The 24,237-nt window shown below is 39.8% G+C and carries 20 protein-coding genes; 6 read left to right on the forward strand and 14 right to left on the reverse strand.

The features are described from left to right. Positions 1-190: 190 nt before the first annotated feature. The 5 genes from K2F45_RS23890 to spt are packed head-to-tail and all read right to left on the reverse strand — an operon-like array spanning position 191 to position 4,612. Positions 191-586, reverse strand: coding sequence for a GtrA family protein (locus K2F45_RS23890; RefSeq protein WP_075994197.1), 396 nt, complete (start codon positions 584-586; stop codon positions 191-193). Positions 587-588: 2 nt separating this feature from the next. Beyond that, positions 589-1,281 (reverse strand): CDP-alcohol phosphatidyltransferase family protein, encoded by a 693-nt coding sequence (locus tag K2F45_RS23895; RefSeq protein WP_075994198.1) that lies wholly within the window; start codon positions 1,279-1,281, stop codon positions 589-591. Positions 1,282-1,290: 9 nt separating this feature from the next. Beyond that, the gene (locus K2F45_RS23900) at positions 1,291-2,283 is read right to left on the reverse strand and encodes an NAD-dependent epimerase/dehydratase family protein (protein ID WP_248932544.1); all 993 of its coding nucleotides are present in this window, start codon (positions 2,281-2,283) and stop codon (positions 1,291-1,293) included. Then, a complete protein-coding gene (locus tag K2F45_RS23905) occupies positions 2,280-3,401 on the reverse strand; it encodes a hypothetical protein (protein ID WP_070561222.1) in 1,122 nt (373 codons plus the stop codon). Before K2F45_RS23905 ends, K2F45_RS23900 begins: the two co-directional genes overlap by 4 nt. A gap of 11 nt (positions 3,402-3,412) precedes the next feature. After that, positions 3,413-4,612: a serine palmitoyltransferase gene (spt, locus tag K2F45_RS23910; protein ID WP_046672730.1), complete on the reverse strand. Its 1,200-nt coding sequence runs from the start codon at positions 4,610-4,612 to the stop codon at positions 3,413-3,415. A gap of 411 nt (positions 4,613-5,023) precedes the next feature. Here spt and smpB point away from each other — a divergent pair, with 411 nt between their 5' ends. Continuing rightward, positions 5,024-5,479: an SsrA-binding protein SmpB gene (gene smpB / locus K2F45_RS23915; protein ID WP_075994200.1), complete on the forward strand. Its 456-nt coding sequence runs from the start codon at positions 5,024-5,026 to the stop codon at positions 5,477-5,479. A gap of 1 nt (position 5,480) precedes the next feature. Here smpB and K2F45_RS23920 read toward each other — a convergent pair whose 3' ends face one another. After that, the gene (locus K2F45_RS23920) at positions 5,481-6,383 is read right to left on the reverse strand and encodes an AraC family transcriptional regulator (RefSeq protein WP_075994201.1); all 903 of its coding nucleotides are present in this window, start codon (positions 6,381-6,383) and stop codon (positions 5,481-5,483) included. 174 nt (positions 6,384-6,557) lie between these two features. Between K2F45_RS23920 and K2F45_RS23925 the strand changes: the two genes are divergently transcribed. Then, entirely contained in the window at positions 6,558-8,060 is a 1,503-nt protein-coding gene (locus K2F45_RS23925; protein ID WP_248932545.1) for an aldehyde dehydrogenase family protein, read from the forward strand. A 119-nt stretch (positions 8,061-8,179) separates the two neighbouring features. Further along, positions 8,180-8,554: a DUF779 domain-containing protein gene (locus tag K2F45_RS23930; protein ID WP_046672734.1), complete on the forward strand. Its 375-nt coding sequence runs from the start codon at positions 8,180-8,182 to the stop codon at positions 8,552-8,554. A gap of 90 nt (positions 8,555-8,644) precedes the next feature. On the opposite strand, the gene K2F45_RS23935 is transcribed toward K2F45_RS23930, so the two are convergent. The 5 genes from K2F45_RS23935 to K2F45_RS23955 form a co-directional block, all read right to left on the reverse strand. After that, positions 8,645-9,046, reverse strand: coding sequence for an acyl-CoA thioesterase (locus K2F45_RS23935; RefSeq protein ID WP_088162966.1), 402 nt, complete (start codon positions 9,044-9,046; stop codon positions 8,645-8,647). Between the two features lie 68 nt (positions 9,047-9,114). Continuing rightward, a complete protein-coding gene (locus tag K2F45_RS23940; protein WP_075994204.1) occupies positions 9,115-10,938 on the reverse strand; it encodes a MutS-related protein in 1,824 nt (607 codons plus the stop codon). A 105-nt stretch (positions 10,939-11,043) separates the two neighbouring features. Then, positions 11,044-11,700, reverse strand: a complete 657-nt coding sequence (locus tag K2F45_RS23945; RefSeq protein WP_075994205.1) for a protein-L-isoaspartate(D-aspartate) O-methyltransferase — start codon at positions 11,698-11,700, stop codon at positions 11,044-11,046. Between the two features lie 233 nt (positions 11,701-11,933). Further along, entirely contained in the window at positions 11,934-14,417 is a 2,484-nt protein-coding gene (priA, locus tag K2F45_RS23950; protein WP_075994206.1) for a replication restart helicase PriA, read from the reverse strand. Between the two features lie 241 nt (positions 14,418-14,658). Then, positions 14,659-15,048, reverse strand: coding sequence for a DUF423 domain-containing protein (locus K2F45_RS23955; protein WP_046672738.1), 390 nt, complete (start codon positions 15,046-15,048; stop codon positions 14,659-14,661). 411 nt (positions 15,049-15,459) lie between these two features. Here K2F45_RS23955 and K2F45_RS23960 point away from each other — a divergent pair, with 411 nt between their 5' ends. The 3 genes from K2F45_RS23960 to K2F45_RS23970 all read left to right on the forward strand — a co-directional run bounded on the left by K2F45_RS23960 (position 15,460) and on the right by K2F45_RS23970 (position 20,259). After that, positions 15,460-18,099 carry a hypothetical protein gene (locus K2F45_RS23960; protein ID WP_248932546.1) on the forward strand — a complete coding sequence of 880 codons (2,640 nt, stop codon included), beginning with the start codon at positions 15,460-15,462 and terminating at the stop codon, positions 18,097-18,099. A gap of 118 nt (positions 18,100-18,217) precedes the next feature. Next, the gene (locus K2F45_RS23965; RefSeq protein ID WP_075994208.1) at positions 18,218-19,228 is read left to right on the forward strand and encodes a DHH family phosphoesterase; all 1,011 of its coding nucleotides are present in this window, start codon (positions 18,218-18,220) and stop codon (positions 19,226-19,228) included. A 23-nt stretch (positions 19,229-19,251) separates the two neighbouring features. Further along, positions 19,252-20,259 carry an FKBP-type peptidyl-prolyl cis-trans isomerase gene (locus K2F45_RS23970; RefSeq protein ID WP_248932547.1) on the forward strand — a complete coding sequence of 336 codons (1,008 nt, stop codon included), beginning with the start codon at positions 19,252-19,254 and terminating at the stop codon, positions 20,257-20,259. Between the two features lie 79 nt (positions 20,260-20,338). Here K2F45_RS23970 and K2F45_RS23975 read toward each other — a convergent pair whose 3' ends face one another. The 3 genes from K2F45_RS23975 to K2F45_RS23985 are packed head-to-tail and all read right to left on the reverse strand — an operon-like array spanning position 20,339 to position 23,875. Further along, positions 20,339-21,511 carry an ABC transporter permease gene (locus K2F45_RS23975; RefSeq protein ID WP_075994210.1) on the reverse strand — a complete coding sequence of 391 codons (1,173 nt, stop codon included), beginning with the start codon at positions 21,509-21,511 and terminating at the stop codon, positions 20,339-20,341. 11 nt (positions 21,512-21,522) lie between these two features. Then, positions 21,523-22,479, reverse strand: coding sequence for an HlyD family secretion protein (locus tag K2F45_RS23980; protein ID WP_070561231.1), 957 nt, complete (start codon positions 22,477-22,479; stop codon positions 21,523-21,525). Between the two features lies 1 nt (position 22,480). Further along, positions 22,481-23,875 carry a TolC family protein gene (locus tag K2F45_RS23985; RefSeq protein WP_237241831.1) on the reverse strand — a complete coding sequence of 465 codons (1,395 nt, stop codon included), beginning with the start codon at positions 23,873-23,875 and terminating at the stop codon, positions 22,481-22,483. Positions 23,876-24,237 lie beyond the last annotated feature (362 nt).

Consider the following 24,237-nt stretch of genomic DNA (forward strand, 5'->3'; position numbering starts at 1 on the left):
AGAACTAAATAAAAGCGAATAAATATAATCAACAAATAAGATAGTGGCACGCTTCACCTCCGATTTGCCGCAGAGAAACAGAAAACAACAGCGATTTGAAGGAATATAACAGAGATAAGACGCTAAGAAGCCCTTTTAGTCTGGAACAAGAGCTAAACTAACATCCTACAAAAGCAAAACTAGGTAATTACTACTTCTCCTCCGCTTTAAAAACCCAAAAACGCTGAAGTGTATAGTTGAAACCCAAAGAAACGAGCAGCTCAACGACTAGTTTTGAGAACAAAAAGTTTAAATGATATACATCCACCAGAAAATGAATTCCCGTAGACTTCAATGTAATACTACCACAGACGACAATCACAAATTTCCATAGCTGACTCCCTACAGACTTTTGCGTACTACCAAAGGACCAGTATCGATTGATCAAAAAATTAACAACAGCACCAAGGCTACCACTAATAGCATTAGAAAAAGGAGCACTGATATGAAGTAGCTTATAACAAGCAGAGTATACTCCAAAATCAAACAATCCGCCTAAAAAGGCGGAAAGTTGAGCTTTTAAAAAAGTAATAACTTTTGAAGACATCGTTAAATAGCCTCCTCCTGCTGTTTTTTCAATTTATCCTCTTTATCTTTTTCATCGCCTAATTTAAGAAGGAGGCGTGTATCATTTGTATTAATTATAAAAAGTGCGATACAAATTACCAGTACACACCAATTAATAGATCCAGGCATTAAAACTTCGAAGAGCATAACCAATGAAATAATCACTCGAATTTCAGTAGGCCCCAAAATTCCGGCGTCTATCGTATACTTATCTGTAATTCTATACCTGAGCTGAGAAATAATCATTGCCCAGCCATATAATGCGACTAATGTAAATCCCAGATACTTAAAATCGCCCACGGTATACAGCACATAACCTAATCCGATAAAAACCGTACTGATCCAATCCATTACAATATCCAGTGCGAAACCGTACCAGCGACGGGATTTATTGCGGTAGAATGCGATACGCCCATCTAATGAATCACCAAACCATTGTACAAAGAAACCAGGGATTCCTAAAAGTAAATAGCGAATATCAACATATTCAGCCAGTATAAAACTCCCCAATATCATTAAGGAACCTAAAAATCCAATTGCCGTAAGTCCATCCGAAGTAATCCAATTGGGGATTCGAGGAACGAGGTACGAAATAAGTTTTTGTTCGGGTTCACTTAAGATATTTGTTCTCTTTCTATCCTGAAAAAGTTTTTTATTTATTTTTAACTCACTCATTATCTGCGATTATAGCCATTTATTTTCCTTATACCAAGCCAATGCCTCCATTAAGCCTTTCTTCAAATCATATTTAGGTTGGTATTGTAGCTGACGTTGAGCCGCCGAGATATCACAGCCCCAGTTTTCAGCTGTAAGTTCATTCAGCCGTTCCGGATATAGTACAGGTATTGCTTTAGAATTTTTATACAAACGTTCAAAAATAACCGCGATAGTCTTCACTACACCCAAAGGAATATGCATACGAATCATTTTCTTTTGACTAAACTCTTTGAAAAACCTAGCCAACTCATAACGCCCATATACCTGCCCATCACTGAGGTTATACACCTGCTTTCCACCTTGGTCAAAACGACAAGCATGAATAATCGCCTGTACCAAGTCGGCAACATAAATAAAGCTAAGCTTTTGAGGAGAGCGACCAACATAGGCATCCAGGCCTCCATTCATTGTTTTAAAAACAATAAAAATATCCTTTTCACGAGGGCCATATACCGCAGTAGGGCGCAAAATCGTTAGTGGCTGACCTTTAAAATCATTCAACGCGAGCTCCGCTTTCCGCTTACTACGACCATATGCCGTAACAGGACGATAAGGGTTGCTTTCATCGATAAGGTTAGCATCGTAGTTAACAGGACCGATCGCCGCAAGACTACTAACGAAAACAAATCTTTTGATGGGAGTTTTTAAAGAAAAACAAGCTGATGCCAAGTTTTTTGTATAACCAACATTGACCTTTTCGAGATCTTCTTCATGTTTGGCACGAGTCATTGCCGCGGCATGAACAACATAGGTATAGTTTTCCGCTTCCAGTAATTCTCTGATAGACTCTTCATCAGAGAAATCCGGATAAACAAATTTATCTACAACGGAGCGAATTTCTGAAACATCACTTGACTTCCTCACCGCGGCATGAACTTCCATCCCCGCCTCTTTCGCTGCTCTTGTCAAATGATAGCCTACAAAACCACTCGCTCCGGTGATTAATACTTTTTCTATCATAATGATTTTTGATACAAACGATAACGTTTGTACAATTCTCCATTCATTTGTTCAATAGCGTGGTTCATCATGTAATTATGCTCCAACATCCATGAACATTCGGCCCCCTTAATATTAGAATCTTTTGATTCTTTTATAATTCGGCCATACAAACATGCTTCAATACCAAGCTTACGGTAGTCTTCCAATACCCCTAACATAAGTACACGGAGCAAGTTGATTTTTTTCTTGCCAAATAACAATTTAAAAATACCCGTAGGAAGTAGACGTCCTCGCTTCACTTTGATAAGGATCTGATTGATATCTGGTATCCCTAGACCAAAGCCAACAAGCTCACCATCTTTCTCCGCAACGATAGCAAAACGTGGATCGAGAATCATTTTTAAATCTTTGGCCGTATAATTAAATTCGTCCTCTGTCATCGGAACAAAACCCGAATTTTTATCCCATGCTCTATTATAAATGTCACGAACTTTTGCTGCCTCGTTTTTAAAATCCTTCACATTGAATTGACGCAATGTAATGCCAGATCTTTTCAAACGCTCTTCCAGCCTATCCAAAAGCAATACAGAACGCTTATCCGCAGACTTTTCCATAACCAAATAAGCTCTCAAATCCACTTTATGTCCATAGCCTGAATTGGTAATCAAGTCGATGTAATACGGTGAATTGTAGGGCATCATGGCCACCGGAGGCTTATCAAAACCGTCAACCAATAAACCAACGGTATCATTGGTCGATAAATTGATCGGCCCAACGATCGTATCCCCTCCTTTAGCTTTAACCCATTTTTCTGCAGTTTCAAATAACGCGTTTGCGACTTCTTGATCATCTATACAATCGAAAAAACCCCACTGTCCTTCATTCACATGATTAAAGGCATTATGGTTGTTGTTCCAGATGGCACATATACGACCGACAATCTTATCGTTACGATAAGCTAGAAAAGGTTGTGCTTGGGAATGTTTATAAAAGGGATGCTTGTCAGGGGAAAGCAAATCGTTTTGTTCAAGAAATAAGGCAGGTACATAATTAGGATTTCCCTCATAGAGACTATGAGGGAAATCTATAAACAGCCGTCTTTGTTTCTTTGTTTCAACGGGTATAATCTGAATCATACGATTAGATTTTATATTAATGTTTCAACTTCAGCTTGTTTGAATACTTTAACCATCTTCTCAATAGCCTCGTCGATTTGGTCATAAGTATGTGTCGCCATCAATGAAAAACGGATCAAAGACTCTTCCGCAGGAACTGCCGGAGAAACAACTGGATTAACGAATACACCATCATCTTGGAGCATTTTAGTTACCCAGAACGTTTTTTCATTGCTACGAATAAAGATTGGTAGAATAGGACTTTCCGTAGCACCTAAATCAAACCCATGATCCAGTAATTGTGCTTTGGCATAATCTGTATTTTTCCATAATTTTTCAATATGCTCTGGCTCATTTTGAATAATTTCCAAAGCTTTCAATGTGGAAGCCACCGAAGCTGGAGTCATTGAAGCACTGAACATCACAGAGCGCGCATTATGTTTTAAGAAATCAATCACATCTGCATCACCGGCCACAAATCCACCTAAAGAAGCTAACGATTTACTAAATGTACCCATAATCAAGTCTACATCATCATTAAGCCCAAAATGAGAAGCTGTACCAGCTCCTTTGTGCCCAATAACACCTAGACTGTGTGCGTCGTCTACCATTACAGCAGCATCAAACTCATTGGCAATCGATGTAAGCTCAGGCAAATTAACAATATCACCCTCCATACTAAAGATACCATCCGTACAAATTAACTTTGCACTATCCTCAGGTAGGCGTGATAACTTAGCACGTAAGTCCTCCATATTGTTATGACCGTATTTGATTACTTTGGAAAAAGACAAACGGCTACCATCAATAATTGACGCGTGGTCACGTTCATCCAACAAAATATAATCATTACGTCCCATTAGACATGACAAAGGACCTAGATTTGATTGGAATCCTGTACTAAAAAGAATCGCGGCTTCTTTACCTACATAAGCAGATAATTTTTCTTCCAGTTCCACGTGAATATCCAACGTACCGTTTAAGAAACGAGATCCAGCACATCCAGTACCATACTTTTCCAAAGCATCTTGCGCTGCCTTTATAATACGTGTATCAGTCGTTAACCCTAAATAAGAGTTAGAACCAAACATCAATACACGTCTACCATCGATTTTTACTTCGGTATCTTGTTTTGATTGAATAGGTCTAAAATAGGCATATAAGCCCTTAGCTTTCAACTCCTCAACAATCTTAAATTGCGATATTTTTTCGCCTAACTTTCCTTTACTCATGCGATAAAAAGGTATTTCTAAAACTATTTCTAACTTTTAGATGTTATTGTAACAAACAAAATTATCGAATTGGACTTTTATATAAAAAACTCGGTCTCCGACTAAAAATCTGCTAATATGCACAATGCAAGTTGAAATTCTACGTTGTATATATTCACAATAATTCCAAAAAACGTTGCAAACATACGAAAACATAATCTGACTTTCGCTTAAATTTAGTCATATTTTTAACACATCGCCCAAAACCGTTAATTTTATTTTAATACTCCGCTAACATCTGCCCACACAATTCTACTTTAAAATAAGACAATTTTAATAATTATATTTGCGAACTTTAAATTATCCTATAATTAGTTACATTTAGGTTCATTGCAATAGCAATGGTATAGACTTACTAATATACAACAATATATGGCTTTATCTTCAGATATCAATATAAAAAATAAAAAAGCTTCTTTTGAATACCACTTACTGGACAAGTACATTGCAGGAATTCGATTATTGGGTACAGAAATAAAATCCATACGCGAAGGAAAGGCAAATATTAACGATAGTTTCTGTAGTTTTTTTGAGGACGGACTATATATCCGAAACATGCACATCGCTGAATACTCCATGGGATCTTTTTATAACCATGAGGCAAAACGCGACCGTCAACTGCTATTGACAAAAAGAGAATTAAAAAAGCTAAAAGAGAAGGGGGAAGAACGTGGCTTTACCATTGTACCCCTACGCATCTTTATCAGTTCCCGGGGGTTTGCCAAAGTTGAAATTGCCTTGGCACAGGGTAAAAAAGATTTTGACAAACGAGAAAACATCAAAGAAAGAGATGTTAAACGAGAGCTTGATCGCGTGATGAAATTCTAAATTAACGCGCCAGGACAAATGCGCCTGGCGTCATTCCTACCCTGCTTTTAAAAAGCCGGACAAAGTAGTTGACATCATTAAATCCAGCCCCATAGCAAGACTCCTTTACATTCCGGGTGAGTAAAAGCATTTTTTTTGCCTTCTCGATACGCTGTTGGATCACATACTCCATCGGACTAAGTCCAAGTTCACGGTTAAACATCCGCGTAAGACTCGCTTTGCTCATGTGGGCAGTCCGCTCCAATAAGCCAATTGAAATTTTCTCGGTAATATGTTTCTGAATAAATTCCTGCACATGTAACAGCACCTTGTTGGGCGACTTCCCAATTTTTAATGCAATCAGCGACTGTGACTGAAGTAGCCGAATCGTAAGCTCTTTAAAAGTCAAATCTGCAAGTACATCTTTCAACGGATTTTCGCTAATAATAATCTGAAACAACTTGTTCACCAGGTCGGCGAGCTCAGTCGAATTGTACAGATGAAAAAAATCCGGATCAAGCCGCCACTGACTAAATTGTTCTTTCGGATAAAACTCATTTAGATAGTCCAAGACTGCTGCTATCTTCTCTTTATGAATCGTTAAAGCGGTACACTGCGTGGGTTGGTCGAGGGTCGCCTCCGGAAAGTCAATATGCATAGCCACCGATGCAGGCAACACCATCATCTGACCGGGCAGATAGTCAAAAGCCTTTACATTCTCCAAATGCATGATCTTTTTACCTTGGATCATGTTAATCATAACCAAATCATCAAAACATAAAGGCACATGCTGCGATACCCGATATGTTTCGTAGATATTAAGCTCCAAACTATCTAACGTAAATGCGCGTCGGTTCTCCACTAATGTGCTAAGCTCCCCAGCCCGCGAAAATGGCAATGTATGAATCAGCGTCCTATCTCCCATAGTGCAACAATTAAATATAATTGGCAGTCAATCAAATATAATAAAAAAAATAAATTGTAGCCGAAATTCATCTGCCACAATTGTGCTATGTTTTGGATCAATTCTGCTACGCTATTGAATAATTGCTGGCTAACTTTGATAAGAAGGGATTAAAAATAATTAATAATAAACCATATGAGCGCAATCAAAAGACCATCGTTCAAAGAACGATATGACAACTACATTGGTGGTAAATTTGTCGCACCAATTCAAGGAAAATACTTCGATAATATCTCGCCGGTAGACGGAAAAGTGTTTACTCAAGTTGCCCATTCAACAAAAGAAGATCTGGATCTCGCTGTCAACACTGCAGCCAAAGCTTTTGAAACCTGGGGAAAAACCTCCGCTACAGAACGAAGTATTATCCTCAATAAAATCGCTGACCGCATTGAAGCTAATTTAGAATATATCGCAGCCGTTGAAACGATAGACAACGGAAAAGCTGTACGTGAAACACTCAATGCGGATATCCCATTAGCCATCGACCATTTCCGGTATTTTGCCGGTGTAATCCGTGCTGAAGAGGGGTCCATAAGCGAACTGGACAGCAATACGGTGTCGCTGATTGTACACGAACCAATCGGGGTTGTTGCACAGATTATTCCATGGAATTTCCCGATTCTGATGGCCGTATGGAAACTAGCTCCGGCCCTTGCTGCAGGAAACACTGTCGTGTTAAAACCCGCTGAAAGTACACCAGCATCTATTCTTGTTCTTATGGAAATCATCGGTGATTTGATTCCTGCCGGAGTGGTCAATATCGTCAACGGTTTCGGCGCAGAGCTTGGTCGTTCCTTGGTCACCAATCCAAAGGTTTCCAAAGCAGCATTCACAGGTTCCACAGCAACAGGACGTTTGGTCATGCAATATGCGACTGAAAATATCATCCCGGTAACCCTGGAATTAGGGGGAAAATCGCCCAATATTTTCTTTAGTTCGGTAATGGATGCAGATGATGCATTTTTGGACAAAGCAGTTGAAGGGGCGGTATTATTTGCGCTCAACCAGGGCGAAATTTGCACCTGCCCCTCTCGTCTACTGATTCAGGAGGATATTTATGAAAAATTCATCGCTAAAGTGGTCGATCGGGTTAATCAGATCAAAGTTGGGGATCCATTAGACCCAACAACAATGATGGGTGCTCAGGCATCGAAGATTCAAAAAGATAAGATCATGTCCTATATTAAACTTGGCAAAGAAGAAGGAGCCGAAGTATTGACCGGCGGAGATGAAAACAATGTTGGTGCTGGTTTTGAAGAAGGCTACTACATCAAACCCACCCTATTTAAAGGAGATAATAGCATGCGCATTTTCCAGGAAGAAATCTTCGGCCCTGTGCTGGCAGTGACCACGTTCAAAGACGAACAAGAAGCAATTGCCATCGCCAACGATACCATGTATGGTCTCGGAGCAGGTGTATGGACCCGAGATGCACATCAGCTTTATCAGGTTCCACGTGCCATACAAGCTGGACGTATATGGGTAAATCAGTACCACTCCTACCCAGCTGGCGCTCCATTTGGCGGATACAAACAATCAGGAATTGGACGGGAAAACCATAAAATGATGCTTGCCCATTACAGACAGGCCAAGAATATGTTGATTTCCTACAGCAAAGAAAAACTTGGCTTCTTTTAACTGAAGCATACCGGGTATACTTTTCGAACAGCTTGATGCCCGAGTCTAGGGGGAGCAAATGCTGCCCCTTCCGCTGAATTTCATATGAACCAACGCTAAAACACATAACTGATTTCACCATGATTAATAGATTAGACATCACTGAAAAAGCAAGGGAGCTCATTCATGAACTTGAAGCAAAGCATGGTAAATTAATGTTTTATCAGGCCGGAGGCTGTTGCGAGGGTACACAACCACAGTGTTTTGAGGAAGGAGGGTATTTTCCGAGGACGAATGATGCCATGATCGGATTAGCTGAAGGATATGAATTTTGGGTAGATCGTGATCTCTTTGAATATTGGAAACATGCGCATTTCACCCTCGATGTACTAGATGGGTTTGGTCCCGGAGGATTCTCATTGGAAACGCCACTGGGTAAAACTTTCAAAGTTCATTATCGCCTATTCACAGCCGAAGAGCTTAATGACCTCAGCCCAATCAAACGAAACGAATAAAAAAAAGCATAAAACACCATAGAATCACAACGTTCTAGAGATGACCTATAAAATTCTCCCCTGAGTTTCCGCATTCGGAATGCTAAAATTTTATTCAATATCCAAGCCTTCAAGGACTGGAATTGGCTGTTTGTTTTCATCTAGGGCAACAAATGTAAAAACACCCTCAATGGCCAGTTCTCTTCCCTCCTTGTACATATGTTCCAAAAATATCTCGACCTTCACCTTCAAGCTGGTCCGGCCTACATTCTGAACCCTTGCGATAGCTTCAATAATACTTCCGGAAGGAATTGCCCTATTGAAGTCTATACGATCTGTCGATACAGTCACCAACGTTTTGCGGCAAAATCGTGTTGCAGCCATAAACGATACTTCGTCCATAATGGACATCGCCTTGCCGCCGAATAAGGTATCGTGATGATTCGTCAAAAACGGAAACACGGTCGTGCAGACGTGTGTTTCTGATAAATCAATACGTTCTTGTAAAGTCATTTATTTTTTTATTCAGTGGATTTAAGAGGAGACAAATGTAAACCAATCTAGCTCCAGTTCCGTCATTTTTATTCCATATTTTCGTCGATATCCACTCCTATACCTTTCAATAAAAGCGAAGCATTGAATATTTTACATTCTCCTATCTTCAGCTTATAATCAAACAGCATCTGACCCTCGTCGACACGAATGTCAAAATGATAATTTTTGATATCTCCCGGAAATTCCTCTTGTAAACTGGACAGCTGTAAGTCATGTGTAGCCACCATACCTTTACCATCCAATCGAACCAGTTTCTTTATAATTGCACGGGAGCCCAGATATTTGTCGACAGAATTTGTCCCACGAAGCATCTCATCGATTAGAAAAAAACTATCGCTATGTGCTGAAACTGTATCCAATATAAATTTCATCCGATTCAATTCAGCTTTAAAGGTCGACGTACTTTCATTCAGATTATCCTTGATTCGCATATAGGATATCAGTTTATAAATCGGGAGCTGAAAAGAAGCTGCAGCAACCGCAGCTCCGGCATATGCCAAAATTGCATTAATACCAACTGTCCGCAGAAACGTACTCTTTCCTGCCATATTTGAACCTGTCACCAAAGCAACTCGATGATCTATACTACTGTAATCATTGGCTACGACCTGATTGCTTGGAATCAATGGATGATATACCCCTTGCGCGTCAATCTTATTTTCCAGTGGGTTATCCAAAATTACTGGATAAATGTACGACGAATGGTTTCTCTTCCAAATGGCAAGGCTAGTTACAGCCTCAACCTTAGCTAAGGTATCGAATGAATTTAGAATCTCGTGTTCGTACTTATTCTTCCAGTCAACAATAGCCAATACCTGTCTAAAATCCCAAAGCAGAAACAGGTTTAGAAATATCCCAACAAAGACGTTATTCCGGGCATCCAAATTGTTAATAAGACCAGCGAGTTTTTTAAAGGCAAGGGAAATAGATCCAGTACCCTGGTTTTGTTTAAGCTCTCCCGCGATCTCCTGCATAGCAATAGACTTCCATGCGTGGTCTTCAATAGATTGAATCGCCTCTGCGTATGAGCCAAGCACGCCACCGATCTTGTCTATTCGAGAGGAGAACATGCTAACACTTCCTGCTTTGGCCAAGGCCCAAAGAATATGGAATAGCCCTATCAATGTTGCCACCCCAGCCAATTTTGGCACAAAAATACTGCCCACTAAAGCGACCAAAAATAAAACAGGCCCTACTTTGAGATAGACTCGCATGAAGGCATTTCCGAACTGAAAATTTCGATCTTGAAAGTAATTTATCAAAAATGCTTTGATATCCAATTTATGGTTCAGATTGGCCAAAAGCTTTGCCTGAAAATCCCATATCCATTCCGATTCATTTTCAAGTTCCTGGGAAGCTTCTTGATTGCGTTGAATTTGATGGCTTTGGAGAGGTGCATCAAGCCAAGAAGCCAAAAGATCAATCCCCTGTTTGGTCGTTGCCCGATTTATCTGTGCAAATAAGGAGTATGTTCCAAAGACATCCATATCAGAGCTATAAGGATGAGCTCCGTTTTCAAAATGCTGGCCATGATCATACATATTTAATTTTCCGTCTGCCAAAGCCTGTTCATTTGCCAAAACTTTCAGATAGGCTTCAAAATAGTTCTTCTGAAGCTCGAGCTGGCTCTGCTTCCGCACGAGATAGGCGAATAGGAACAATAATGCAAAAAAACAGAAAAACACCAGCGGAAGGCTTTCCAGTTGAAAGGTATAAAATAATAACGCTCCGCCACCGAGTATCACAAATAGCCGCGACAAGCTGAGCGTATTAACTTGTTTATTTAATTTGAGGACAGTTGAAGCGATTTCGCGATGCTTCTGGTCATATAATATTGCAGTTGGGGTCATAAGGTGAATATTTATTCTTTCACGTTTATTTCAATTTAATCATGGATGTTTTGATGTCGCTTAAAGACCTTGGGGGAAGTCGTTTAAGCTGGTTGAATGGATATCCTACCAGGCTTGATCACCCACCAAAGGCACAAAACGAAAAGTATCCAATTCGATACGGTCAAAATCATTTTCACCCACACGAATGATCGTCATCATCTTTTGCGATTTTTCGTCTCCTACAGGGATCACAAAAATTCCGCCCATTTTCAGCTGCTTTAACATAACCTCTGGCACGAATGGCGCACCCGCAGTTACAATAATCTTGTCATAAGGAGCGTGCTCTTCAATTCCCTTGGAGCCATCTCCCAAAAAGAAATTCGGTTTATAGCCCATGTACGGCAACACTTGAATGGTTCGTTGATATAGGTTTTCCTGACGTTCGATGGTATATACGTCTGCGCCAAGTTCCAATAAGATACAGGTTTGGTATCCCGATCCCGTACCAATTTCCAGTACTTTATCTCCTTTTTTGACGTGGAGCAGTTCAGATTGATAGGCGACGGTATACGGCTGTGAAATTGTTTGCCCGTCACCTATTGGAAAAGCAATGTCCCGATAGGCCTGATTCCAGAATGTTTCATCAAAAAAATAGTGACGTGGTACCTTGCCAATGGCATCTAATACTTTCTGGTCCGCAATCCCCCGGCTTTTAAGATGTTCAACCAATTTCTTACGAGCACCTTTCTCTCGATAATTATCAATAAACTTGTACGCCATGATGTTTCAAATTTACCTTTTAAAAGGCACATTAAGCAGAATTAATCACAAATAATTCAATACCAATACAGTACACATTTTCAAGTCAATTTGCTTTATTTTCCAAATCATCTGTCCTTATGCCCAATCTACGCTGACCTCTTGAATTTGGGACCGAACAAAACGATAAGCACATGTGGTTTAACTTTACCTAAAACGCAAGTCTTTAAAAGCTATATGGGTAATAATTGTCGCTAATATGGATCTACATCGACCTGAACGCGTACACCAGCATTGGTTTTATCTATTTCAAAATCCAGAAGAACCGAGCGGATCAATTCCTTGACCTTTGCAATACTAATATTTGTGCGTTCAATCTTCAAGGTAATGGTCTGGATAAAATTATTCCGCACGCGTGAAACTAATGGCGGCTCCGGCCCCAATACCCTTGCACCCAATTGTTGACGCAGCGCCGAGGCAAATCGATTGGCCGAATCATAGCATTTCTGAAAATCCGTATGTTTAATATCAATCCGAATAAGCCGGTAGAAAGGAGGATAAAGATAGTTTTTTCGTTCTGTAATTTCCGTCATAAACATCCCTTCATAATCGTTATTGACCACCTGTTCTAACACCCGATGATTCGTGGTGTAGCTTTGGATGATCACTTTTCCTCCGGCTTCACGCCGACCTGCGCGACCTGCTACCTGGGAAAATAACGAAAAAGATCGTTCATACGAACGGAAATCCGGAAAGTTAATGATCGTATCTGCATTGACAACACCGATGAGGCTTACTCTTCCGAAATCGAGCCCCTTAGCAACCATTTGCGTCCCAATAAGAACATCAAATTCATGCTCATCAAAAGCCGTGATAATTTTGTCGAAACCGTATTTACCTTTTGTGGAATCCAGATCCAACCGACCGATGCGAATTTCGGGCATCAGGATTTCAAGTTCTTCCTCTACCCTTTCTGTACCGAACCCTTTACTTTCGATATGTGGCATTCCACAGGCCGGGCAAACACGAAGTGGAGGCTCCACATGACCACAATAATGGCAATGCATCATATTAGAGCTCTTGTGATAGGTTAAGCTGACATCACAATTGACACATTTTGCAACGAATCCACAGGTATTACACTGGATCATTGTCGTGTGCCCACGTCTATTTTGAAATAATATAACCTGCTCTTTATTTTTTACGGCTTCTTCAATTGCCTTTAACAAGGTGCCAGAAAAATAGGAAAACATATTTTCTTTTCTTCCCTCTTCGGGAATATTCACCAACTCAATACTTGGCAATTGTGCGTTGCCATAACGCTCAAGCAGTTGCACAAAACCATACTTCTTAGCCTTGGCATTATAATAACTTTCCAAAGAAGGCGTCGCTGATCCCAATAGCACTTTGGTCTGATGTAGGAATCCGAGGTAAATAGCCGTATCACGGGCATGGTAACGTGGGGCTGGATCAAACTGTTTATAGGAGCTTTCGTGCTCTTCATCAACGATGATAATCCCTAAATCCTGAAAGGGCAGAAAAACTGAAGAACGGGCCCCAATCACGACCTGAAATTCATTTTTCATTACTTTATGCCACACCTCGGCACGTTCATTATCATTAAACTTGGAGTGGTACACCCCCAATTTATCGCCGAAGTGCAGCTTTAAGCGCGCCGTAATCTGTGCTGTCAGCGCAATCTCAGGCAGTAGATAGAGGGCTGATTTTCCTGCTGCGATTGCTTGTTCGATAAGCCGTATATAAATCTGTGTTTTTCCTGAAGCTGTGACACCATGCAACAGGGTAACTTCCTTCTCTTCAAACGACTCTTGTATTTCAGTATAGGCCCTTTGCTGGTTTTCATTAAATTGAAAATTGGCATCTAGTTCGATATCTTCCCCCTGGAACCGGGATACAACCTTTTCCTTTATTTCAAAAACACCTTTGTCAATCAAAGCCGTAATAGCACCGTTACCACAGCCCGAGGCCTCAGCCAACATGGGCCGCGTGATCTCCTCGGTTTTTTTGACCAGCTGCATAAATGCCAATACCGCATCTTGTTGTTTTGGTGCACGGTTTAAGCTATCCAACAATTCTCTTTTTGCATCTTCATTTCTAAAGTCGGGAGCAAAACGTAAAAATGCTTTGGTCTTGGGTTTATATCTTTCTGTAATCTCTTCAGAAATCAGAACAATTCCTTTGTCAAATAATTGCTTCAATATGGGGAAGACTGTTTTTTGTCCCAGCAATTTCACAATATCATTGACTTTAAGTTCTCCCGCCACCTCCAAAGCCTCGATGATAAGATACTCTTTATCTGAAAGTGTAGAACGGTCAAAATCTGCCGCAATCGATGAAACGACTTTGGTCTCACTGGCCAGCTTCAATGCCGAAGGTAGCGCAGCCTGCATGACTTCGCCTAAACTACACATGTAATAATCGGCTAGCCAATCCCAAAGTTTAAATTGAGCCAAATTAACTATGGGTTTGTCATCAATGATGTCCAAAATATACTTTGCTTCATAGTGCTTTGGTGCCTCCTGACTAATTGACTTCACAACCGCAGAATAGATCTTATTCTTCCCAAATTGCACAATGACACGCACACCGACCTGCACACGATCATTCCAGTCAACCGGAATACGATAGGTATATGTTCTTGCCAATGCTAGTGGTAGGACCACATCAACAAACAGCGTATCTCTTTCACTAAAAATCGTAGATTGTGGATTGGACATAAATTCAAATTATGGTATAAAAGTACAAAAAAACCTTCAGGAAAAGAGGTCAAACGACCCCGGCGATACCTAAAACCGACAACAACCATGCGGCCTCAAAGCGATATCGGAGTGAAAAAACCAAGAGATCAAAGCTCAATCAATTGCAACCTAAAAAAGCCTTCCTGAAATCTATTCAAGAAGGCTCCGTTATAATTAGATACGAATATGATTTCGTATGAACATAGGCAATTAAATAGGATTACGATTTATTTTTTAGTGCAGCAATAAATAATGCAACCCAGCCAACGATTAATGACAATCCTCCCAAAGGGGTGATAGGTCCTAAAATAGACGGATTTCCAAAGCCGGTTATTTCGCGCACGCTTAAGACATATAACGATCCCGAGAAAAAAAGTATACCAATGAGGAAAGCTATAAATGATACTTTAATGGAGTACGTCTTTGCTCGCGAAAAAGTGGATAAAAATAGCAGGGCGAAGGTATGATAGAAATGATACTGATTTGCAGTTTTCCAAGTTTCAATATGATATGTACTTACCTTCCCTTCTAGACCATGAGCACCAAAGGCGCCTAATATTACAGCTAATGCTCCCAACAACGAAGCGGCTAAAATGATTTTCTTATTCATTATGTTAAAGTGAATGCTGAAAATGAGTTTCTAGCGATAAATGTATTAAAAACAGAGCAAAATAAGGAATTTTTTGTTAAATTTATATTACAAAGGCGCATTATAGGAACGATTTTCTATCTCTTCCCATATATTTTTATTAGGTTTGTTTTACGTATGAATCATCATGAACATCGTGCAGCTCACGAGATCTTGAACGAGGTGCAGGATTTGTATATCCTTGATAAACATCTGCCGCATGATGGCTTCATCACCATTAAAAAAACAAGTTTAGTGTACTTATTCCGCTGACAAGAAAATGAGTACCTCATAAATAGTTGTTCTGCTAAAACTGGATTTTTAATCGCATCGACCAGCGTGGTACTGACGATTTATTCGAGTTCTTATCAGGCATTGAAAAAAATAAAAAGGATGAAAAAAACAATCATCATCACTGTTATATTATTCATCGCGGTCATCGCGGCCACGATCTATCTTTTTGGAGACTTCAATAAAAACAATAAACAAGATTCTAAAGCTTTACAATATCTTCCTGAAAGCACATTAGCAATTGCCTCCTTTGCCAATGATCAGACTGTAGATACGATCTTCAAAGACTATGAGCTCTTTAATGCCATTATAGGTCAACGCAATTTCGCCAACCTGGAGCGTCTTAAAGACGAATTATTACGTAATGAACAGTTTGCACCTCTTGTAGCGGGGCAGCAAATATTACTCTCTTTTCACCAGGAAAAAGACCAGATTACTCCGCTATACAGCGTTCAGGTTGGTCAAAGCATTGATAATAATTCGCTGGCAACATTACTTGGAAACGTCGGTAAAAACTACAAGATACAACCTTTTGACACCTTAGGGCAACGATTTTATGGGCTTAATCAAGGCACTAAGGATAGTACACTTTATTGTGCCTACTCTCACGAAATCATTTTCGCAAGCTACTCCAAACAGGTACTTTCCCAGATCTTTGATAAACAGGTTAAGAAAATAAGTACCAAACAAATCGAGTTCTTCGTAAACCATAACAATAAAAACACGCCACTTAGTCTCTATTTTTTCAATGAACAATTGTCGCAAATTGCTCGAATATTGATGAAATCCAAATTTGGCACTTATCTCAACTTAATCGATTCGCTGAAGGGCCAAACGTCCTGGAACATGAATTTCAAAAAGGATGCTTTTATTTTTAAGGGTGAAACAGATCTCTCGGCGAGCAAAAATAGTTACCTACAGTTATTTGCCACGCAGACAGCTCAAGTGCAAGCTCTGGGGAATTATCTACCTAAAAATGCTGCATCTTATATAGACTTTAGTATTTCAGATCCCCATAGTTTTCGCAGTGGACTGAAAGCCTTGTTGGTACAGCAAAAAGAAGACGGTCGATTGGCTAAAAGTATAAAGAACTTTGAAGAAGACAGCAAAGTATCATTTGACAGTATCATCGCGCCAATTTTCAACGATGAATTTGCGCTCGCGGAATTGGATAATCAGGATGCAATAGGTTTGATCAGCATTTCGGATTCAACACTATTTGCTGATAATCTCAAGAAATTCAGTTCGTCTGTAGGTGATTCAATCTATCAATTTAAATATTCGAATCTCTTACATGCGCTATTTGGTGAACCGTTCAAAAGCTTTACCCGACCCTATTTTACCATTGTAGACAACATTATGGTGGTAGCTACACGGACGGGAATCTTGAGAGATTATCGGGAATCTTTCCGGGAAAAGCAATTTCTTTCCGGAACGGCTATTTTCAAAAATCATGCAGCATTGCAGAATAGCCGCAGCAACGTAACTTTCTATTTAGAACCTAAAGCTGGTAAAAGCAATATTCTAGATAACTTAAAAGCTGACTTTGCAAAGAACTTTAAAGATGAGGATGAATATGGATTTCAAAATTTCTACTCCTGGTCATACCAGTTGAGTGGCAATCAGGGCACATTCTCGTCCAGTTTATATGCCCTCTTTAAAAGTGATACGAGATTAGGCGGCAAACCAGAATGGACAGTCCAGCTGGAGAACCGAATTATCAATAAACCTTGGATTTTCGATCAAGATGGGAAGAACAAGTTTATCCTGATTCAAGAACAAGATCATACGGTACATGCATTTTCGCCGGATGGAAAAGAACTTTGGCAAAACCTCTTCCAAGGTGAAATTTTGGGCGAGCCAATTCAGTTACAGGATCTCAGTATTGTCGCCATCACAAAAAACCGCTTGTATCGCTTTATGCCCGATGGTAAAAACAGAACTGGCTTCTCCGTTGAACTGCCATACTCGGCAACTTACGGGGCTACAATCGCCAGCTTCAATAAGGAGCAACGTATTTACATTCCGGCAACAGACCGCATTCTTGCGTATACCCTGGATGGCAAAAAAGTGGAGGGCTTTGAAAATAATAGCGTGGATGGCCGAATTTTATTCGATCTAAAAACAACCAGCCTGGGACAGACAAATTATATTATTGCTGGTACAAGCACTGCTTCCGTGTATTTCTTTGATCAAAATGGTAAGATCATCCGTAAAAAAACAATGGATACCGATGGGGAAAGTGTTAAAAATCCAATTGGTTTAGTTGCGGCGTCGGATGAAAAGAACTCCTTCATTTACTTGGCAAACAATAAAGGTAGTGTATTCAAAATTCCTTTCGAAGGCGAGGCCAAAAAAATAAAACTGGGTGATTGGGGTAAAGATGCGTTCTTTAATTTTGAAGATATTAGCGGTGGTGCTGACAGAGATTTTGTTATTCTAGCCAACAACAAACTGAATGCCTACAGTTCAAGAGACTCGTCTTCCTACTTTGAATATAAATTCATCGAAGAGGCCAGTAACAGACCGTTGTTTTTTAAACGAATAGGTAAATCTGATATCATAGGTGTTGGAACCGACAACCGCATGATTTATGTTTTCGGATCTGATGGCTTGGTCCAGGAGGGATTCCCTGTAGAAGGTTTTTCAAAGTTCTATTATGGACCGATTAACTATGGCGACAATGCCAATTATTTAATCTGCATGAAGCGGGATTTCAAGATCTATGTATATAAGTTTTAAGAACCTGAAAATCAATTTTTTAAAATCAACACCAAACGCTATAAGATGCTAAAAGATCTTTATAAAAAATTTGTCTAATCTAATTTTTTTATAGTAGGTTTGCAGACTTAATATGACTATGCTGAAATCGGAAGAATTAAAAGAATTATTAGCTGAACCAAAACGTATTGTAATTACAACGCACTACAAACCGGATGGGGACGCATTGGGTTCATCTTTAGGATTATATTTTTGGTTGACCGCGAAAGGACACCACGTAAATCTCATTGTACCGTCAGACTTTCCTGCCTTTTTGGATTGGTTACCTGGCTTAGAAAATGTACAAATTTATACGCAGGATATTGACCTGCACAATCAACAGATTGACGCAGCTGAATTAATTTTCTGCTTAGATTTTAATGGCCTTGCCCGGATTCACGAAATGGGTGAACCTATTCGTCAAGCGAAAGGAATCAAATGCATGATTGATCACCATTTAGATCCGGAAGGGTTTGAAGATTACGCATTTTGGGATCCATCTGCTGCAGCGACTGCACAATTAATCTATCGCTTCTTAGTCCATGAGATGCAAGATCCAGACCATATCAGTGCTGACATGGCGACATGCTTATATACCGGTATTATGACCGATACGGGCTCTTTCCGCTTCCGTTCTACCACTGCTGAAATTCACCGCATCATTGCATCCCTCATTGATTGTGGTGCACAAAACTGGGCTATTCACGAAGAGATTTACAATAGCTCGTCAGAAAGCCGCCTGAAATTCTTAGGGTTCTGCCTATTGAATCGTCTAGAGGTTATCCATGAATATAACACCGCTATTATCCATGTGACCAAAGCGGATCTCACTCAGTTTGAAGTGATCACCGGTGATACCGAAGGATTAGTCAATTATGCCCTTTCTATCAAAGGAATTCGATTGGCTGCTTTAATTATTGACAGAAATGAACAAATTAAACTATCTTTGCGTTCGATTGGAGAAGTTCCTTGCAATGAGATCTGTAAATTGTATTTCAATGGAGGGGGGCATCTTAACGCTTCAGGAGGTAATTCGAAAGAAAGCCTCGAAGCAGTGATTGCAAAATTCAAATCGGTTTTACCAAATTATAAAGAAATATTAACAAAATAAGATATCGTAACATACATTAGAAAATGAAGAAAGCAATTCTATTTTTCGCGGCTGCCGGTCTTTTGATGACGTCATGCCAAAAATTCAAAAAGGCTGAAGGTGGTCTTGAGTATAAAATCGTGGATGATAATGCAAAAGAAAAAGCAGTATCAGGCGATTTATTAGCACTTGACATGGTTGTGAAAACGGACAGAGATTCTACAATGCAAAGTACGTATGACATGGGAGTCCCTCAAATCGTTCAATTATATCCAGATAGTATCATCGCAAAAAATCCAGGTGACCCTACTGGTTTATTCAAATACGTAGGTGAAGGCGATAGCTTGGTATTCAAAATCAATTTGGATTCTATGGCTGCTAAAACACATCAACCAAAACCAGAGTTTGCAGATAAATTCATTGTTTATTCGATCAAAGTCAAAAAACACTTCAAAAAAGGAAAGTTAACAGACCAACAATTGGGTGAACAAGTTCAAAAATATTTTGAAGAAGAATTGAACAAACACAAGGCAGCTGAACCAGCTAAACTTGAAAAATACATCAAGGATAAAAGCTTGAAAACAACTAAAACAGCTTCAGGTCTTCAATATGTAATTACTAAACCTGGAACAGGTACAAATGCGAAAGTAGGTGATTCTATTCACGTGAACTATGTAGGATCATTAACTACAGGAAAAGTATTTGATACAAACCTTCCAGATGTAGCTAAAAAAGAGAAAATTTTCAACCCTCAACGTCCTTATGAAGCATTAAAATTCCAATTAGGTGTTGATGGTGTAATCCCTGGATGGACTGAAGCATTCCAATTGTTTAACAAAGGTACAAAAGCAACTTTAGTCATTCCTTCATCTTTGGCTTATGGCGATCGCCCTTCAGGTGTTATCCCTCCATATGCTCCTTTAGTATTTGAAGTAGAAGTATTGGATATCAAACCTGGAAAAGTTCCTGCTCCTACAGCAACAACTCCAGGCATGGTAGCGCCTACTGGAACTACTGCTCCAGCGGCAACAGCTCCTGCAGCAAAAAAATAATTCGACTGTAAATTTCAGTTAACAAAAAAGCGGTTTCATCGAGATGAAACCGCTTTTTTGTTGTTCGTATTTTTATTCACTATACGCTAATCTTTTTATCTTCTTTTTTGATCTTCCGTATTTTCAGCCATAGTATTATTACCGCCAATATAAAACTGATGATCATGATGATGGTCAATGCGATCAGCGCCTTATCGGTATGGTAATTTTCAGCATGCTGAATAAACATTAACCTAAAAATTCGAAGATAATGGGTCGATGGGATTACATTTGCAATTGCCTGCACCCAGCCTGGCATTAGACTCGAAGGCCAGGTAAAGCCACTCAAGATAAATGCTGGCGTCGCAATTACCATAAGGACTTCTGTCGATTTCAACTGCGAAGGCAGTAGAATACTGACGAGTACACCTATAAAACACACGGCAAGCAAAAAGACGAAAGTACAGAGTACAAAGCGACCAAATTCGGCCTGTAAAGGCATACGGTAATATTGACCAAAACCCCAATATAAAACCAGGATACCAACAGACATCAAAACATATGGTAATATCTTAACAAGAATAAGTCCGATAGGATTACCGATTTTACGTACCAGCTCCGGAAATGTATTGCCTTCAAATTCCGAGGAAAAAGACAAAGCCAAGCCCAAGAGCAAAACCTGTTGCAGCACAGTAATTAGCACTCCCGGCAGCATAAAATACAGGTAATTTCCACTTCGAATATTCTGCTTAACAAAAGTTGTCTTAAATGGTTCGTACTGCTGCGCAGCGATCTTTGCCGGAACACCACGTTTCATTTGCGCCTGAATCTGTATGCCCGCTTTCAACGTCGAGGCACACACATTGACAGCCATCATGGCGGTATTTGAGGTCAATGTATTGGCACCGTCTACAAAAACAGTCATTTCGGGCAAACGCCCCTGTTGTACTCCGGAAGCAAAACCCTTGGGAATATGTACAATCGTTGTTGCCTCATATTGCATCGCAATATCTTTTGAATCAAATAAGGAGGGTATTACACGGGCAACTTCAATACTCTCATTATCTGAAAGCATATCAATAAATGAACTGCTTAAGGGGCTATTATCCTCATCAACTACAATGATCGGCATCTGAGTTACCTTACCTTGTTGATAAACATGCCCCACCAATACACCATACAATACAGGTGCACCTAGAAAAAGCATCAATAGCACTTTATTATTGAAGAAGAGCTTAAACTCCCGTTGGATCAATTCTAAAATTTTTTTCACAGTCAAGCTCTTTAATTCGCATGGAGAACCACAAGCGTTTTTGTTAACAAATCTTTGCTACCGGCAACATCTTCAGGAACAATTTTCAATTCAAACACAGCCTGTTGCGGATCGAAATCAGGATAAGCTGAGGCAATGCTTGCGTACGAATTTAAGGCTTTGATACTAATCACCTTTGCTTTAACCTTTTTGTGATTCAAATAAGGAATTTCAACCTCAACAGCCTCTCCTTTTTGAAGTTTTCCCATTTTATTTTCGGGCAATGTAAATCTAAAATAGGTCGATCGATCAAGGAAACCATTGATAATCGGATAACCTGCCATCGCCAATTCACCGACTTTCAGATTAATCGTTTCCACACTCATGTCCTGTGGAGCAATGACATATTTCTCCTGTGCAGCAACATTGACTTCAGATACCGCTCCCAGTGCACGTTCCTTTTGCCCCAAAGCCATAATCTGCTGTTCTTGTCTAGCCCCACCCTTTGCTTCAGCTAATTCAGCCTGTGCTGCAAGATACTGATTTTTAGCCCCCTGAAATTTAGCGTAGGTCTCGTCGTACTTTTGCTGCGGAATCAGGCTGTCCTGCAAAAGGGCATCCAGCCTACCTATTGATTTTTTCGCAAATTCATATTGTTCCTTAAGTCCATCTACCTTCGCCTGCAATTGCACGAGTTGACCTTTCGTAGCACCTTTGACTGCCATGTTATATTGTGCATCAGCAGACTGCAGCGCTCCCTTTGCCTGCTCTTCTTTCGCATCTACCTCGGGAATACTCAAAATAGCCAAGGTATCCCCCGCATGCACAAAGTCACCCTCTTCAACCAGAAGCTTCGCAATTTTCCCCGGAACCTTTGTCACAACCGTCACTTGCTCTCGCTCCACCTTGCCTTCAATAGGCTTCTCTTTCACTTGATTTGTACAAGAAACAAAAATAGACAGAGATAATATCCCATATAAATTCTTCATGTTACTCATGAATAGTTTGTAATAATTTTCCTGATGTATGTAGTAATTCAACTGCAGCTGTACGTTGCTGCAAAACATTGTTAAAATAACCCAAATTAACTTTGTACCAATCGTTTTCAGCAGCCAATAACTCAGTAACATCTATTAAGCCAGCTTGATATTGTTTAACAGCCATAGAAAGATTATTTTCGGCAACTTTCAATTGCTGTTCCCCCACTTTCAGCTTTTGGTTGCCAGTCGTGTAGGTAACGGTATTTTTGCTGAGTAATAAATTTAATTTTTCTTGCGCATCTTCTCGCTTGGTCGTATTGATATGCTGATCGAGTTTAACTTGCTTTATCTTATTATGATGCTCTCCGCCCGTATAGAGATCCCATTTAACCCCTACGCCGACCATTAAATTGGGGCTCCCTTTGATGGAATTAAGCGGTAAGTTGACTGTACCAAATAGCGGTTGGTCTTTCACCATGAGTTGGGAGTTGAATACATTCAGATAGTTTGCGGATCCAAAGGCAAAGACAGCAGGAAGAGCTCCCCCCTTTTCTTTTTTATACAGGTACTCATACGCTTTTGAGGAAGCATCCAGTGCTTTCAATTCGGATCTTTGTTCGACATCACGTGGAAGATCCGACAAAAATATAGGTTTAAGTCCATAATGAATTCCACCGACCTCCTGAAAAGATACCCCGGTTTCTTGTTCGATCTTTTGACACAACAAATCCCGATTGCCAGAAACCTCTACCTTTTTCTCTTCCAGCTCCAGCAAGGCCAATTTCAATTTATCTCTATCATAAGGTATTGCAAGGCCATTTTGAATCGCTTTATTCACCTTTTCCTGTTCTTTCTTTAATCGCTTTTCAGAATCGACAATCAATTTATCCACCTCATCCAACAACATCAGCTGATCAAAAGAAGCAATAATATCCTTTGAAAGTGTTTCTCGACCGGCCGATTCTAAATATTGTTGAGCCACAGCTTTCTCCTGCAATGCTTTTATTCCATTCGGAATCTGTAATCCCGAAAAGATAATCTGCTTTACTGACACCCCCGCATAGGCCGCTTGTCCATGCATACTAAATCCTGTAGCTCCTTCAAACAAGCCGAGGTTCAATAAAGGGATATTAACCGTAGGAATATCAATACTCCCATTGCTATGTACATAACCGTATAGCCCGAGTGCCGAGACATGTGGCAGCCGGTTTGCTTTTACTCCATCGGCTTCCAGACGTGCTTTATCGACTTCGTAAGCCTTCAATTTCAATTCTTTATTTGTCTGAAAGGCTTTTTGAATAATATCTTTTACCGACGGGTCAATCAATGATTGCGCATGTAGTTTGTTTAAAAACATAACCGACGCCAAAGTCAATAAACCCAGGCATAACCTCTTATTCATCATATGATTCATTTATTCTTATAAAAATAGGACAACAACCACCTCTTTTATCTGTTTAACAGTAAACCGTACGGTATGTTTGACTTCTGACTCTTTTTAATTAAACGTATCTTTTCAACGGCCAATAACAATCGTCACTTATGCATTCATGGCATGAAGGACTGACCTCCACCTGTTAGCTTTTCCAAGATACAAAAAAAGGAATTCGTTTCTGTAGAAGGAATCCTGTATTAATTTTCATTTTTGCTAATTAATAAGTTATCTTTGGAGATCGAATTGAAATTTTGGTAATTAAGTCTACCACTTTATTCGATAATAATAAAAACAAGTTTTTACCCTAACCCGCTGCCTCCACGCAGAAAACT

Origin of the sequence: Sphingobacterium siyangense (assembly GCF_023277505.1) — a bacterium.
GTDB lineage: Bacteria > Bacteroidota > Bacteroidia > Sphingobacteriales > Sphingobacteriaceae > Sphingobacterium > Sphingobacterium siyangense.

Coding starts and splice junctions, on each gene's coding strand:
- K2F45_RS23970 (WP_248932547.1), top strand. CDS start 19,252: ATGAAGAAAGCAATTCTATTTTTCGCGGCTGCCGGTCTTTTGATGACG.
- K2F45_RS23890 (WP_075994197.1), bottom strand. CDS start 586: ATGTCTTCAAAAGTTATTACTTTTTTAAAAGCTCAACTTTCCGCCTTT.
- K2F45_RS23895 (WP_075994198.1), bottom strand. CDS start 1,281: ATGAGTGAGTTAAAAATAAATAAAAAACTTTTTCAGGATAGAAAGAGA.
- K2F45_RS23930 (WP_046672734.1), top strand. CDS start 8,180: ATGATTAATAGATTAGACATCACTGAAAAAGCAAGGGAGCTCATTCAT.
- priA (WP_075994206.1), bottom strand. CDS start 14,417: ATGTCCAATCCACAATCTACGATTTTTAGTGAAAGAGATACGCTGTTT.
- K2F45_RS23960 (WP_248932546.1), top strand. CDS start 15,460: ATGAAAAAAACAATCATCATCACTGTTATATTATTCATCGCGGTCATC.
- K2F45_RS23965 (WP_075994208.1), top strand. CDS start 18,218: ATGCTGAAATCGGAAGAATTAAAAGAATTATTAGCTGAACCAAAACGT.
- smpB (WP_075994200.1), top strand. CDS start 5,024: ATGGCTTTATCTTCAGATATCAATATAAAAAATAAAAAAGCTTCTTTT.
- K2F45_RS23900 (WP_248932544.1), bottom strand. CDS start 2,283: ATGATAGAAAAAGTATTAATCACCGGAGCGAGTGGTTTTGTAGGCTAT.
- K2F45_RS23945 (WP_075994205.1), bottom strand. CDS start 11,700: ATGGCGTACAAGTTTATTGATAATTATCGAGAGAAAGGTGCTCGTAAG.
- K2F45_RS23955 (WP_046672738.1), bottom strand. CDS start 15,048: ATGAATAAGAAAATCATTTTAGCCGCTTCGTTGTTGGGAGCATTAGCT.
- K2F45_RS23985 (WP_237241831.1), bottom strand. CDS start 23,875: ATGATGAATAAGAGGTTATGCCTGGGTTTATTGACTTTGGCGTCGGTT.
- K2F45_RS23935 (WP_088162966.1), bottom strand. CDS start 9,046: ATGACTTTACAAGAACGTATTGATTTATCAGAAACACACGTCTGCACG.
- spt (WP_046672730.1), bottom strand. CDS start 4,612: ATGAGTAAAGGAAAGTTAGGCGAAAAAATATCGCAATTTAAGATTGTT.
- K2F45_RS23920 (WP_075994201.1), bottom strand. CDS start 6,383: ATGGGAGATAGGACGCTGATTCATACATTGCCATTTTCGCGGGCTGGG.
- K2F45_RS23905 (WP_070561222.1), bottom strand. CDS start 3,401: ATGATTCAGATTATACCCGTTGAAACAAAGAAACAAAGACGGCTGTTT.
- K2F45_RS23925 (WP_248932545.1), top strand. CDS start 6,558: ATGAGCGCAATCAAAAGACCATCGTTCAAAGAACGATATGACAACTAC.
- K2F45_RS23940 (WP_075994204.1), bottom strand. CDS start 10,938: ATGACCCCAACTGCAATATTATATGACCAGAAGCATCGCGAAATCGCT.
- K2F45_RS23980 (WP_070561231.1), bottom strand. CDS start 22,479: ATGAAGAATTTATATGGGATATTATCTCTGTCTATTTTTGTTTCTTGT.